Below are 13,544 nucleotides of genomic sequence, written 5' to 3' on the forward strand. Positions count from 1 at the left end.
CGTTCCGCCCATCTCGCCCCCGCCCCGCCCGTCTGTCGCGGCCGGCCGCGGCGCCGCTCAGAGTCTGCGCAGGGCGAACCACAGTTCCATGCGTGCGTCCGGGTCGTCCAGGTCGGTGCCCAGGAGGGCGGCGCAGCGGGTGATGCGCTGGCGGACGGTGTTGCGGTGGACGGACAGGGCGACCGCGGTGCGGTCCCAGCTGCCGTGCAGGGAGAGCCAGGTGCGCAGGGTCTCGGTGAGGGCCGGGGTGAGGGGAGCCAGCAGGGCGCGGGCGTGGGCGTCGGCCTCGGCGGGCGGGAGCAGGTCGGCGAGGCCGGGACCGCTGCCGGGGGCGCCGTGCCGGACCAGCGCGGCGCGGGTGGCGTGGGCGCGGGCCAGGGCGCGGGCCGCCTGGGTGTCGGCGGCGGGCCAGTCGGCCGGGGCGACGGCCGCGCTGACGCCGAGCGTCCAGCCGGGCTGCGGGCCCGGTTCGCGGTCGGCGGGGACGAGGACCCGTACGACGCCGTCCGCGAGGTCGACCAGCGCCGACCCGAGGGCGGCGCCGAGCGCCGAGGCCGCCACCGCGTCGGCGGCCTGCGCGCCGGGCCGCGCGTGCACGACGACCCATCGCCCGTCCCCGAGCAGCGGCGCGACCTCCTGGGCCGGGGCGCCCAGCAGCAGCCGCACCAGCGCCGAGGAGCGGGCCGCGCCCGCACCGCTCTGGTGCTCGCCGGTCAGCAGGGTCAGCAGGACGGCGGCCACGGAGGCGATGGTGTGGTCGCCCGGTTCGCGGTGCGGGGAGGCGACGGCGAGCACGAAGCCCTGCCCGGTGCCCAGGGTGTAGGCGGCGAGGTGGCGGCCCGCGACGGTGTCGGTGGCGGAGGAGCGGGCGCGGCTGGCGACGAGCCGGGCCAGCGCGTCCAGCGCGTCCCGCACCTCGGGCAGGTGTTCCTCCCGCCCGGCCTCGGCGACAGGGGTGCCCTCGGGCCCGTACAGCACCGTACGGCCACCCACCCGCTGGGCCAGCTGGCGCAGCACCGACGGCACCGGATCCGGGCGGGACGCGGCGGCGGCCAGGCTCTGCTGGGTCTCGGTGACCCGGCGGAGTTCGGCCAGGCGGGCCTGGGCCATCAGCTGCCAGACGGCGCGGGCGACGCCGGAGAAGGTGGTCTGCGGCGGCACTTCGAGCAGCGGCAGGCCGCGGGCGTCGCAGGCCGCCACCAGGGCGGCCGGCACCGTGTCGTGCACCGGCGCCACACCGAAGCCGAGGGCCGCGCCGCCCGCGGCGACGATCCGCGCGACGTAGTCGTCGAAGTACCCGCTCCCGGCCTGCGCGGTCGCCGCCCGAGGGGCCTGGACGCCCGCCGTCAGCAGCAGCTCGCCGCCGAGCAGATACGGGTACGGGTCGGCCATCTCCGAGGTGTGCGCCCAGTGGATCACGGTGCCGGAATCCGACGGCCCGGCGATCTGCCGCAGCGCCAGGTCCTCGCGGGCGAGCAGCGCCGAGAGCGGGACCGGTGGGGTGGGTGGGACCGCCGGCGCGGACGGCGACGGTGTGTCCTGCATGGTGTGCGTTCCCTCCATTCCGGCCCGTGTGAATGGATGAAAAGTACACTTCGCAGTCGCTTTCCGGCCACCTAGTGTCGACCCAGACCGGCAGCCGCGGGTACGGGCGGATGTCCCCGCGAGCCGCTGCCGACGTCCCCACGCAGATGCAAACGACACGCCACCGGGATGTGCGCGAAGGAGGGCCCCAACATGGCCGTCGACTACACAGTGATCGTCGTCTATCTGGCCGGCATGCTGGCCCTGGGCTGGTGGGGCATGCGCCGCGCCAAATCCAAGAGCGAGTTCCTGGTGGCCGGCCGCCGTCTCGGGCCCGCGATGTACTCCGGCACCATGGCGGCGATCGTCCTCGGCGGCGCGTCCACCATCGGCGGCGTGGGCCTCGGCTACAAGTACGGGCTCTCCGGGGCGTGGATGGTGTTCACCATCGGCCTCGGCCTGCTGGCCCTGTCCGTCTTCTTCTCCGCCCGCATCGCCCGGCTGAAGGTCTACACCGTCTCCGAGATGCTCGACCTGCGCTACGGCGGGCGCGCGGGCGTGATCTCCGGCGTGGTCATGTGGGCGTACACCCTGATGCTCGCGGTCACCTCGACCATCGCCTACGCCACGATCTTCGACGTCCTGTTCGACCTGAACCGCACGGTCGCGATCGTGCTCGGCGGCGCGATCGTCGTCGCGTACTCCACCCTCGGCGGCATGTGGTCCATCACGCTGACCGACATGGTGCAGTTCGTGGTCAAGACGATCGGCGTGCTGCTCCTGCTGCTGCCCGTCGCCGTCGTCAAGGCCGGCGGCTTCGGCGCGATGAAGGCCAAACTGCCCACCTCGTACCTCGACCCGCTGGGCATCGGCGGCGAGACCATCTTCACCTATGTGCTGATCTACACCTTCGGCATGCTCATCGGCCAGGACATCTGGCAGCGCGTGTTCACCGCCCGCAGCGACAGGGTCGCCCGCCACGGCGGCACCGTCGCCGGCACCTACTGCCTGGTCTACGCGCTCGCCGGCGCCGTCATCGGCACCGCGGCCAAGGTGCTCTACCCGAACCTGAGCAGCGCCGACGACGCCTTCGCCACCATCGTCAAGGACGAACTGCCCGTCGGTGTGCGCGGGCTGGTGCTGGCCGCCGCCCTCGCCGCCGTGATGTCGACCTCCTCCGGTGCGCTGATCGCCTGCGCCACCGTCGCCAACAACGACATCTGGTCGCGGCTGCGGGGCGCCGTCCACCGCACGGACGAGGAGCACGACGAGGTCAAGGGCAACCGCGCCTTCATCCTGGTCATGGGTGTCGCGGTGATCGCCACCGCCATCGCGCTCAACGACGTCGTCGAGGCGCTGACCGTGGCGTACAACCTGCTCGTCGGCGGGCTGCTGGTGCCGATCCTCGGCGGGCTGCTGTGGAAGCGCGGCACCGCGCAGGGCGCCCTCGCCTCCGTGACCGTCGGTGGCCTCGCGGTCATCGGCCTGATGGCGGGCTACGGCATCCTGGCCAACGAGCCGGTCTACTACGGCCTGCTGTCCTCCCTCGTCGCCTACGTCGCCGTGTCCCTGGCGACCCGGCCCACCGACGAGGCCGTCCTCACCGTCTGGCGGGAGCGGCTCGCCGGACAGAGCCCCGAACTCGCGTCCGAACCCGTCCCGGCTCACCAGTAGAGTCGTCCGGAAAGCAGTACATGCGCGACGAAGCGCAGGAAAGAAGGCATTTCACCATGAGCAGCAACGAGACGCCCCGCGGCCCCGTCGACTCCTCCCGCGTCCCGCGGTACGCCGGCCCCGCGACCTTCGCCCGGCTGCCCCGCCTGGACGAGGTCGGCACCGCCGACGTCGCCGTGGTGGGCGTGCCGTTCGACTCCGGCGTCTCGTACCGGCCGGGCGCCCGCTTCGGCGGCAACGCCATCCGCGAGGCGTCCCGGCTGCTGCGCCCCTACAACCCGGCGCAGGACGCCTCCCCGTTCGCCCTCGCCCAGGTCGCGGACGGCGGCGACATCGCCGTGAACCCGTTCAACATCAACGAGGCCGTGGACACCATCGAGGCCGCCGCCGACGACCTGCTCGGCACCGGCGCCCGCCTGATGACCCTCGGCGGCGACCACACCATCGCGCTGCCGCTCCTCAGGAGCGTGGCGAAGAAGCACGGCCCGGTGGCCCTGCTCCACTTCGACGCCCACCTCGACACCTGGGACACCTACTTCGGTGCCGAGTACACCCACGGCACCCCGTTCCGGCGTGCCGTGGAGGAGGGCATCCTCGACACCTCCGCCCTCTCCCACGTCGGCACCCGCGGCCCGCTGTACGGCAAGCAGGACCTCACGGACGACGAGAAGATGGGCTTCGGCATCGTCACCTCCGCCGACGTCTACCGCCGCGGCGCCGACGAGGTCGCCGACCAGCTCCGCCGGCGCATCGGCGACCGCCCGCTGTACATCTCCATCGACATCGACTGCCTGGACCCGGCGCACGCGCCCGGCACCGGCACGCCGGAGGCCGGCGGCATGACGTCGCGGGAGCTGCTGGAGATCCTGCGCGGCCTGGCGTCCTGCAACCTGGTCTCGGCGGACGTGGTCGAGGTGGCGCCCGCGTACGACCACGCGGAGATCACGTCGGTCGCGGCCTCCCACACGGCCTACGAGCTGACCACCATCATGAGCCGCCAGATCGCGGCGGCCCGCAACGCCTGACTCTCCCCAGAGGACCGAGAGCTGTGAACCACGACCACGACCTGGTACTCCGCCCGACCGATCAGCAGACGGCGGCCGCGCTGAATCCCCCTGACGGCCGCAACGGCGGAGACCTGGTCGTGGAAGCACTGGCCGGGCTCGGTGCGACGACCGTCTTCGGCCTGCCCGGCCAGCACGCGCTGGGCATGTTCGACGCCCTGCGCAGGTCTTCGCTGCGCTATGTGGGCCTGCGGGTGGAGAACAACGCGGGCTTCGCGGCGGACGCCTACGGCAGGATCACGGGCGAGGCGGCGCCGCTGCTGCTGTCGACGGGCCCGGGAGCCCTCACCTCCCTGGCCGCGCTCCAGGAGGCGGCGGCGGCCTCGGCGCCGGTCCTGGCGATCGGCAGCCAGGTCCCCACGGCCGGGCTCGGCGGCGGCCGCCACGGCTATCTGCACGAACTCCCCGACCAGGCGGCCTCGTTCCGGGGCGTGGTGAAGTCGGTCCACACCGTCCGCGCCCAGTCCCAGATCCCGTCCGCGATCGCCGAGGCCTGGAAGTCGGCGCTGACCGCCCCGCACGGGCCGGTGTGGGTGGAGATCCCGCAGGACGTGCTGCTTGCCGAGACGCGTCTGCCGGTGGTGACCGCGATGGACGCCACCCCGGACGGCCTGCCGCCGCGCCCCGAACTGACCGCGGTGGCGGCCGACCTGCTGTCGAAGGCGGCCCGTCCGGCGATCATCGCGGGCGGGGGAGTGGTCCGCGCGGACGCCTCCGGGAAGCTGCGGGCCCTGGCGGAGAAGCTGGACGCCCCCGTCGTCACCACCTTCGGCGGCAAGGGCGCGTTCCCGTGGACGCACCCGCTCTCGTTGCAGTCCTGGCTGGAGGACCGCCACACCACCGACTTCCTCGAGGACGCGGACGTCCTGCTCGTGGTCGGCTCGGGCCTGGGCGAACTGTCCTCGAACTACCACACCTTCAAGCCGCGCGGCCGGGTGATCCAGATCGAGGCCGATCTCGGCAAGCTGGAGTCCAACCACCCGGCCCTCGGCATCCACGCGGACGCCCGCCTGGCCCTCCAGGCGCTGCTGGAGACGGTGGAGGAGCGCGCGGACGCCACGGCACCGGACCGGGTGCGGGAGCTGCTCGCGAAGGTCGCCGACCGGATCGCCGCCCAGGAACTCACCCTGGAGCAGCGGGTGCTGGCCTCCGTGCGCCGCGCCCTGCCCGCCCACTCCCCGTCCTTCTGGGACATGACGATCCTGGCCTACTGGGCCTGGTCCGCCTTCGACGCGGGGTCGCCCAACACGATGCACTCGGCACAGGGCGCAGGCGGCCTCGGCTACGGCTTCCCCGCGGCGCTCGGCGCGGCGGCGGCCGACCCGACCCGCCCGGTCCTCGCCGTCTCGGGCGACGGCGGCGCCCTGTACTCCGTCGCCGAACTGGCCACGGCACGTCAGTACGACCTGAACGTCACCTGGCTGATCGTCGACGACGGCGGCTACGGCATCCTGCGCGAGTACATGACCGACGCCTTCGGCGAGCCCACGGCGACGGAACTGACCCGCCCCGACTACGTGGCCCTGGCCGAGTCCTTCGGCGTCCCGGGCGTCCGTACGTCCCCCGAGACCCTGGAGGCCGACCTGGCCAAGGCCCTGACCGCTCCGGGCCCCTCGGTGGTCGTACTCCCGGCCCTGCTGCGGACGTTCGCGCCGACGCACCTGGACTGAGGCTGCCGCCCACCGGCGAGGGCCCGACGCCGCCCCCTCGCCGGTAACGACTCGTCAAACACTTCCCGCCCGCACAACCATTCGCCCGATCCTGTGCGTCAACCGGGTATGACTCACTGGACAACCGGGCGCGTCAGAGCGCTCGCGGCGCTCGGGGCCGGCGCCGGGATGCTCGTTCCCTGCGTGGCCGCCGCGGCCCCCGCCTCGGCCGCCCCGGCCACCGTCAGCTGCACGTCCGGCAAGGCCGGGCTGGCCGTCAAGCTGCAGAAGGACATCACCGCGGCGATGGCGGGCCGCAAGGGCACCATCGCCGTCGGGCTGCGCGACCGCGGCACCAACACGACCTGCACGCTTCGGGAGTCCAGCGCCTACGACTCCGCCAGCGTGGTGAAGGTGACCGTCCTCGCCACGCTGCTGTGGGACAACAAGAAGCACAACCGCTACCTCACCGACCGCGAGGTCACGCTCACCAGGGCGATGATCACGCAGTCGGACAACAACGCGACCAGCAGCCTGTGGAAACAGCTGGGCCTGACGAAGATCAAGGGCTTCCTGGCCGCCGCCGGCATGACCTGGACCAAGCCGGGCGCGGACGGCTACTGGGGCCTGACCCAGATCACCGTGCGCGACGAGCAGAGGCTGCTCGGTCTGATCACCGCCAGGAACTCGGTGCTCAGCGACAACTCCCGCGCCTACATCCTCAAGCTGATGGGCCAGGTCGTCTCCTCCCAGCGCTGGGGCACGCCCGCCGGAGCACCGTCCTCCGTCGCCGTGCACGTCAAGAACGGCTGGCTGCAGCGCGCCACCCACGGCTGGCGGGTGCACAGCGTCGGCACCTTCAACGGCGCCGGGCACGACTACATGATCACGGTGCTCACCCAGGACAACAGCACCATGGACTACGGCGTGACGACCATTCAGAACATCGCCCGGGCCATCCACAAGGATCTCGTGCCCACGACGAGGAGCACGGTGCGCTACTCGCCGACGACCGCGCCCAGGGAGGCGTTCGTGGCGGTGCCGCCGACCGGCTGACGCTTCACGAGGAGGTCTCCCCTCGGTCATCCGGGCACCCTACGGTGACGGTCATGCGTCTGAGAACCGTACTCGCGACCCTCACCGCCGGCCTGGCGGCGGCCACCTGCCTCACCGGTCTCACCGCCGGGCCGGCCGCCGCCGGCACCCCGAGCGACCACGCCTGCTCGCCGTCCGTCTCCCTCGACCGCTTCGCCGACGGCCTCGACAAGACGACGTACGAGGGCACCTTCGTCGGCAACCTCTCCGCGCTCGCGGTGGACCGGCACGGCGAACTCGCCGCGCTCTCCGACCGCTCGTCGCTGTTCACCCTGAACCGCCGCACCCTCAGGCCCACGAGTGTGGTCCAGCTCGCCGACGAGAACGGGGCCGCGCTCGACTCCGAGGGACTCGTCGTCGACCGGGACGGCACCCGCCTGGTCACCTCCGAGACCGAGCCGTCCGTGCGCCGCTACTCCCGTGACGGCCGTATCCTCGACCGCCTGCCCGTGCCGGACTCCCTGAGGGTCGCCCCGGCCGGCCGAGCCACCGCCAACCAGACCTTCGAGGGGCTGACCCTGCTGCCCGGCGGAGACACGGTGCTGGCCTCCATGGAGTACGCGCTCTCCGGTGACACCCCTGGCATCGTCCGCTTCCAGACCTGGCGGCGGACCCCGGGCGGGCACTTCCGGCTCGCCGCCCAGTACTCCTACCGCACCGACGACGGCCTCGGCGTCCCCGAGGTCCAGGCCACGCCCGACGGCCGGCTGCTGGTCCTGGAGCGCGGCTTCACCGCAGGCGTCGGCAACACCGTCCGCCTCTACCTCGCCGACCCGCGGCACGCCACGGACACCAGCGGCATCGGGCACCTGACCGGGCAGCCCGGCGTCCGCCTGATCAGGAAGACCCTGCTCACCGACCTCGCCGCCTGCCCCTCCCTCGGCGCCACCGCCAGGCAGCCCCAGCCCAATCCCCTCCTCGACAACATCGAGGGCATGACGGTCACCGGCCGCGACGCCCGGGGCCGCCTGCGGGTCCTCCTGGTCAGCGACGACAACCAGAACGCGGTGCAGACGACCCGGTTCTATTACCTCCGGGCACGCACCGGTTCCTGAGGGGCGCGGGGCTGGATCGATGTGCGGCTCCGCCGCGTGGGCGCGACCAGCCCCCACCGAACCGCAGCTACAAAATGGCCCGACCCGCGGAACGAATCGTTGCGGAGGGATGAAATCCGCTCCCGTCCGTGTTGGTGCCTTCCGGTAGATCAGGCCGTCAGGGAGGCACCGACGTGGCAGCGCAACCGGGGGAGACACGAGGCTGGGCGCGCAGACTCGCCGCGTACGCGTGGCGCCGCCCCAAGGACGTGGTCCTCGCCCTCGGCGCCTCCCTCGGGGGTATGGCCGTCATGGCCGTCGTCCCGCTGATCACCAAGGTGATCATCGACGACGTGATCGGCGACCACAGCCGCGCCATGGCCCCCTGGGCGGGCGCGCTGGTGGGCGCCGCGCTCCTCGTCTACGCCCTGACCTTCGTCCGCCGCTACTACGGCGGCCGGCTCGCCCTCGACGTCCAGCACGACCTGCGGACGGACATGTACGGGACGATCACCCGGTTCGACGGCCGCCGCCAGGACGAGCTGTCCACCGGGCAGGTGGTCGGCCGCGCCACCAGCGACCTCCAGCTGATCCAGGGCCTGCTCTTCATGCTGCCGATGACCATCGGCAACGTGCTGCTGTTCCTGATCTCCCTGGCGATCATGGCGTGGCTGTCGCTGCCGCTGACCCTGGTCGCCCTGGCCGTGGCCCCCGCCCTGGGCTGGATCGCCCGGCGCAGCCGCACCCGGCTGCACCCCGCCACCTGGTACGCGCAGGCGCAGGCCGCCGCCGTCGCCGGGGTGGTGGACGGCGCGGTCAGCGGGGTCCGCGTGGTGAAGGGGTTCGGGCAGGAGGAGCAGGAGACCGCCAAGCTGCGGGCGGTCGGACGGCGGCTGTTCGCCGGGCGGCTGCGGACCATCCGGCTGAACGCGAAGTTCACCCCCGCCCTCCAGGCCGTGCCCGCCCTCGGCCAGGTCGCCATGCTGGCGCTCGGCGGCTGGCTCGCCGTGCGCGGCCACATCACGCTCGGCACGTTCGTGGCGTTCTCCACCTACCTCGCCCAGCTGGTCGGCCCGGTCCGGATGCTCGCCATGGTCCTCACCGTCGGGCAGCAGGCGAGGGCCGGCACCGAGCGGGTCCTGGAGCTGATCGACACCGAGCCGACGCTGACCGGCGGCACCAAGGAGCTGCCCGCCGACGCGCCCGCGACCGTCGAGTTCGACGACGTGTCCTTCGGCTACACCGACGGCCGCCCCGTCCTGACCGGCCTGTCCTTCGAGATCCGCCCCGGCGAGACCCTCGCCGTGGTCGGCTCCTCCGGCTCCGGCAAGTCCACGGTCTCCCTGCTGCTGCCGCGCTTCTACGACGTCACCCACGGCGCCGTCCTCGTCGGCGGGCACGACGTGCGCGAGCTGACCCTGGACTCGCTGCGGGCCGCGATCGGCCTGGTCCCCGAGGACTCCTTCCTCTTCTCCGACACCGTCCGCGCCAACATCGCCTACGGCCGCCCCGACGCCGGCCAGGAGCAGATCGAGGCCGCCGCCCGCGCCGCCCAGGCGGACCGTTTCATCGCCGAGCTGCCCGAGGGCTACGACACCAAGGTCGGAGAGCAGGGCCTGACCCTCTCCGGCGGCCAGCGCCAGCGCATCGCGCTCGCCCGCGCCATCCTGACCGACCCGCGCCTGCTCGTCCTGGACGACGCCACCTCCGCCGTGGACGCCCGCGTCGAGCACGAGATCCACGAGGCGCTGGGACAGGTCATGGAGGGCCGGACCACCCTGCTCATCGCGCACCGGCGCTCCACCCTCAATCTCGCCGACCGCATCGCCGTCCTCGACCAGGGCCGCCTCGCCGACATCGGCACCCACGACGAACTCCAGGAGCGCTGCGCCCTCTACCGCCGCCTGCTCACCGACCCCGACGAGCTCGGCGGTGTCTCGCCCGGCCACGCCCAGCCCGCCGCGCCGGCCGAGGACACCTCCGTACGGGACGAGCTGGACGCCGAGTTCGACGCCGAGCGCGGGGTGACCCCGCGGCTGTGGACCGGCGACCGCGAACCGAAGGACACCGCCCTGTCGGGCACCCCCGCCACCCCGGAACTCCTCGCTCAGGTGGGGGCCCTGCCGCCCGCCACCGACACCCCGGACATCGACGAGAACCGGGCGGTCAGGCCCGAGGACTCCTACGGCCTGCGCCGCCTCCTGCACGGCTTCGGGCTGCCGCTGCTCGCCAGCCTGCTCCTGGTCGCCGTGGACGCCGGGATGGGCCTGCTGCTGCCGGTGCTGATCCGGCACGGCATCGACCAGGGCGTGAGCAGGATGGCCCTCGGCGCCGTCTGGACGGCCTCCCTGCTCGGCCTGCTGGCCGTGCTGGTGCAGTGGGCGGCGCAGACCGGCGAGACCCGGATGACCGGCCGCACCGGCGAACGGGTCCTGTACGCGCTGCGGCTGAAGATCTTCGCCCAGCTCCAGCGGCTCGGCCTGGACTACTACGAGCGCGAGCTGACCGGCCGGATCATGACCCGCATGACGACGGACGTGGACGCCCTGTCCACCTTCCTTCAGACCGGCCTGGTCACGGCGTTCGTCTCGGTCGTCACCTTCTTCGGCATCATGGTCGCCCTGCTCGTGATCGACGTGCAGCTGGCCCTGGTCGTCTTCGCGACGCTGCCGCCGCTGATCGTCGCCACCTTCTTCTTCCGCCGGGCGAGCGTGAAGGCGTACCAGCTGGCCCGCGAGCGCGTGTCCGTGGTCAACGCCGACCTTCAGGAGTCGGTGGCCGGGCTGCGGATCGTGCAGGCCTTCCGGCGCGAGCGGGACGGCGGGTGGCGGTTCGCCGAGCGCAGCGACAGCTACCGCCGGGCCCGTATCCGGGGCCAGTGGCTGATCTCCGTCTACTTCCCCTTCGTGCAGTTGCTGTCCTCGGTCGCGGCGGCCTCCGTGCTGATCGCGGGCGCGGGCCGGGTGGAGGCGGCCACACTGACCACGGGCGCCCTGGTGGCGTATCTGCTGTACATCGACCTGTTCTTCGCGCCCGTCCAGCAGCTGTCCCAGGTCTTCGACGGCTACCAGCAGGCCACCGTCTCCCTCGGCCGCATCCAGGAGCTGCTCCAGGAGCCGGCGTCCACCACGACCGCCGCCGAGCCCCGGGACGTCCCCGCGCTGCGCGGCGAGATCGCCTTCGAGGACGTGCACTTCGCCTACGGCGCCGGCGACGGCACCGAGGAGGCGCTGAGCGGGATCGACCTGCGCATCCCCGCCGGCCAGACCGTTGCCTTCGTCGGCGAGACCGGCGCGGGCAAGTCCACCCTGGTCAAGCTGGTGGCCCGGTTCTACGACCCGACCGGCGGCCGGGTCACGGTGGACGGCACGGACCTGCGCGCGCTGGACCTGACGGCGTACCGGCACCGGCTCGGGGTCGTGCCGCAGGAGGCGTACCTCTTCCCCGGCACGGTCCGCGACGCCATCGCCTACGGCCGCCCGGACGCCACCGACGCCGAGGTGGAGGCCGCGGCGCGGGCGGTCGGCGCGCACGAGATGATCGCCACGCTCGAGGGCGGCTATCTGCACGAGGTCGCCGAGCGCGGCCGCAACCTGTCCGCCGGGCAGCGCCAGCTCATCGCACTCGCCCGGGCCGAACTCGTCGACCCCGACGTCCTTCTGCTGGACGAGGCGACCGCCGCCCTGGACCTGGCCACCGAGGCCCAGGTCAACCAGGCCACCGACCGGCTCGCGGGCCGCCGGACGACGCTGGTGGTCGCCCACCGGCTGACCACGGCCGCCCGTGCGGACCGGGTGGTGGTGATGGACCACGGCCGGGTCGCCGAGGACGGCACGCACGACGAACTGCTGGCCCTCGGCGGACGGTACGCCGAGCTGTGGCGGACGTTCGCCGGCGCGCCCGAGCCGGAGGAGCCGGTCAGCGCCTCCCGCTGAGCCGGCGCACTCCGCGGCCCGGGTCGGAGCACCCCGCGACCCGGGCCCGCGCAGCACGCAACCTTTCGATGCCTGTCGTGCGTCCGTACACCTGTACGCGTGTGTGAGTGATGTTCGGGGAGGGACGACCGTGAACAGTGGAGGAGCGCGCCGTCGGCTGGCGCTCGGTCTGGCCGTCCTGACCGGATCGGTGACGCTGGCGCTCGCCCTGCCCGGCGCCGCGCAGGCGGCGGCCTCCACCTGCTCCGGACGGGAGGTCAGGACGCTGTCGTTCTCCACCGGCTCCCTGCACGTCTACCGGCAGGGCGGCTACGTCTGCGCCGTCACCACCCCCGACCACCCCGGCCGCAAGCAGTCGATGTCCGTCACCGTCCAGGCCCGCGGCAACCGGCCCGTCACCGACTCAGGCCGCTACTCGTACCACGCCGGCCCGGTCACCGTGCACGCCGGCCACCGCTGCGTACGGGTGTCCGGATCGGTGGGTGGCGGGTCGTACACCAGCGGCTGGATCCTGTGCTGACACGCAGGCAGCGCACCGGGATTTTATCGGGCACTGTCAGCCGCAGCGGCTGCCCATGGCACGCCGGGCCGGGATGTCCCGGCTGAAGAAGAAGCGCGAGGCGCTGCCCACCCTCAGCTACACCCGGTGAGGCTTCCGCCTGAAGGACGCAGAATTGGACCTGGCGGGCGGGATCGCCCTGACCGTGGTGTGGTCGCGGGATCTGCCCGCCGACCCCTCCAGCGTCCGCGTGTACCAGGACAACATCGGGCACTGGTACGCCAGCTTCGTCGTCCCCGCCGTCGTCGATCCGCTGTCGGAGACCGGTGCGGTGATCGGCATCGACTGGGGCGTCAAAGACATCGCCACCACCACCTCCCAAGCCCACGATCTCCCGCACGCCGGGAGGATTCAAATCCTGCGGGCGCAGCCGACCGGGTCCGTCCCGCCGAGCTCGACGTACAGGGCGGTCGCGGGCGGGCACCGGTCGCGGGTGCGTACCGCGCGGACGACCCTGTACTCGGGTCTTCTGCGGCCCGTGCCGTCGCACGCGGTCTCCCGCACTTGCCCGCGGCCCGCGCCGTAGACGCAGTCGCCGACGACGGTGCGGGGGCCGCCCCCGCCGCCCGGGTCGCCCGGGTGCGGGGGCTCCAGGTTGCGCATGCAGGCGTAGCCCTGCGGGATCACACCGTCGCCGTCCTCGTGGGAGGCGGGCCGCTGGGCGCTGATGTGCAGCACGAAGTCGGTGTTCGCCGGGCACGGCGGGCCGCCGTCGGGGCTGCCGTCGTGACGGGCGATCACCCGGGCCGCCGCGCGTTCGCTCGTGCAGGGCACCTCGGTGAAGCTCGTGGTGCCGAAGGAGCTGCACTCGCCGGTCCCGAGGAACACCGCGCCGTAGCCGACGGGCCGCGGCGCGGTCGCCGTGGGCCGGCCGTCCTGTCCGGCGGAGCCGGAGGTCGGCCGCTGACATCCCGTCAACAGGGCGGCGAGCAGCACCGGCAGCGCGCACGCCACCCCCACGGCCCCACTCCTGCGCATCCTCATCCCCCCCGGGTCCGCCCCGTCCAGCG

9 protein-coding genes are annotated in these 13,544 nt (G+C 73.1%); 7 read left to right on the forward strand and 2 right to left on the reverse strand.

Features of this window, described 5'->3' with window-relative positions:
- Positions 1 to 57: 57 nt before the first annotated feature.
- Positions 58 to 1,545: a helix-turn-helix domain-containing protein gene (locus R2S09_RS05020; RefSeq protein WP_316739956.1), complete on the reverse strand. Its 1,488-nt coding sequence runs from the start codon at positions 1,543 to 1,545 to the stop codon at positions 58 to 60.
- A 192-nt stretch (positions 1,546 to 1,737) separates the two neighbouring features.
- On the opposite strand from R2S09_RS05020, the gene R2S09_RS05025 reads away from it, so the two are divergent.
- The 7 genes from R2S09_RS05025 (at position 1,738) to R2S09_RS05055 (ending at position 12,495) form a co-directional block, all read left to right on the forward strand.
- Positions 1,738 to 3,198, forward strand: coding sequence for a sodium:solute symporter (locus tag R2S09_RS05025; protein WP_316739957.1), 1,461 nt, complete (start codon positions 1,738 to 1,740; stop codon positions 3,196 to 3,198).
- A gap of 56 nt (positions 3,199 to 3,254) precedes the next feature.
- Positions 3,255 to 4,223, forward strand: coding sequence for an agmatinase (gene speB / locus R2S09_RS05030; RefSeq protein ID WP_306189939.1), 969 nt, complete (start codon positions 3,255 to 3,257; stop codon positions 4,221 to 4,223).
- Positions 4,224 to 4,246: 23 nt separating this feature from the next.
- Complete coding sequence (locus R2S09_RS05035) at positions 4,247 to 5,932, forward strand: thiamine pyrophosphate-binding protein (RefSeq protein ID WP_316739958.1); 1,686 nt, start codon at positions 4,247 to 4,249, stop codon at positions 5,930 to 5,932.
- Positions 5,933 to 6,040: 108 nt separating this feature from the next.
- Positions 6,041 to 6,967 carry a serine hydrolase gene (locus tag R2S09_RS05040; protein WP_316739959.1) on the forward strand — a complete coding sequence of 309 codons (927 nt, stop codon included), beginning with the start codon at positions 6,041 to 6,043 and terminating at the stop codon, positions 6,965 to 6,967.
- Positions 6,968 to 7,020: 53 nt separating this feature from the next.
- Positions 7,021 to 8,061, forward strand: coding sequence for an esterase-like activity of phytase family protein (locus R2S09_RS05045; protein WP_316739960.1), 1,041 nt, complete (start codon positions 7,021 to 7,023; stop codon positions 8,059 to 8,061).
- 173 nt (positions 8,062 to 8,234) lie between these two features.
- Entirely contained in the window at positions 8,235 to 11,975 is a 3,741-nt protein-coding gene (locus tag R2S09_RS05050) for an ABC transporter ATP-binding protein (protein WP_316739961.1), read from the forward strand.
- 130 nt (positions 11,976 to 12,105) lie between these two features.
- Positions 12,106 to 12,495: a hypothetical protein gene (locus R2S09_RS05055; RefSeq protein ID WP_316739962.1), complete on the forward strand. Its 390-nt coding sequence runs from the start codon at positions 12,106 to 12,108 to the stop codon at positions 12,493 to 12,495.
- Between the two features lie 390 nt (positions 12,496 to 12,885).
- On the opposite strand, the gene R2S09_RS05065 is transcribed toward R2S09_RS05055, so the two are convergent.
- Positions 12,886 to 13,518 carry a hypothetical protein gene (locus R2S09_RS05065; RefSeq protein ID WP_316740132.1) on the reverse strand — a complete coding sequence of 211 codons (633 nt, stop codon included), beginning with the start codon at positions 13,516 to 13,518 and terminating at the stop codon, positions 12,886 to 12,888.
- Positions 13,519 to 13,544: the final 26 nt, after the last annotated feature.

Source organism: Streptomyces sp. MK7, from assembly GCF_032658145.1.
In the GTDB taxonomy this organism is placed as follows: Bacteria; Actinomycetota; Actinomycetes; order Streptomycetales; family Streptomycetaceae; genus Streptomyces; species Streptomyces spiralis.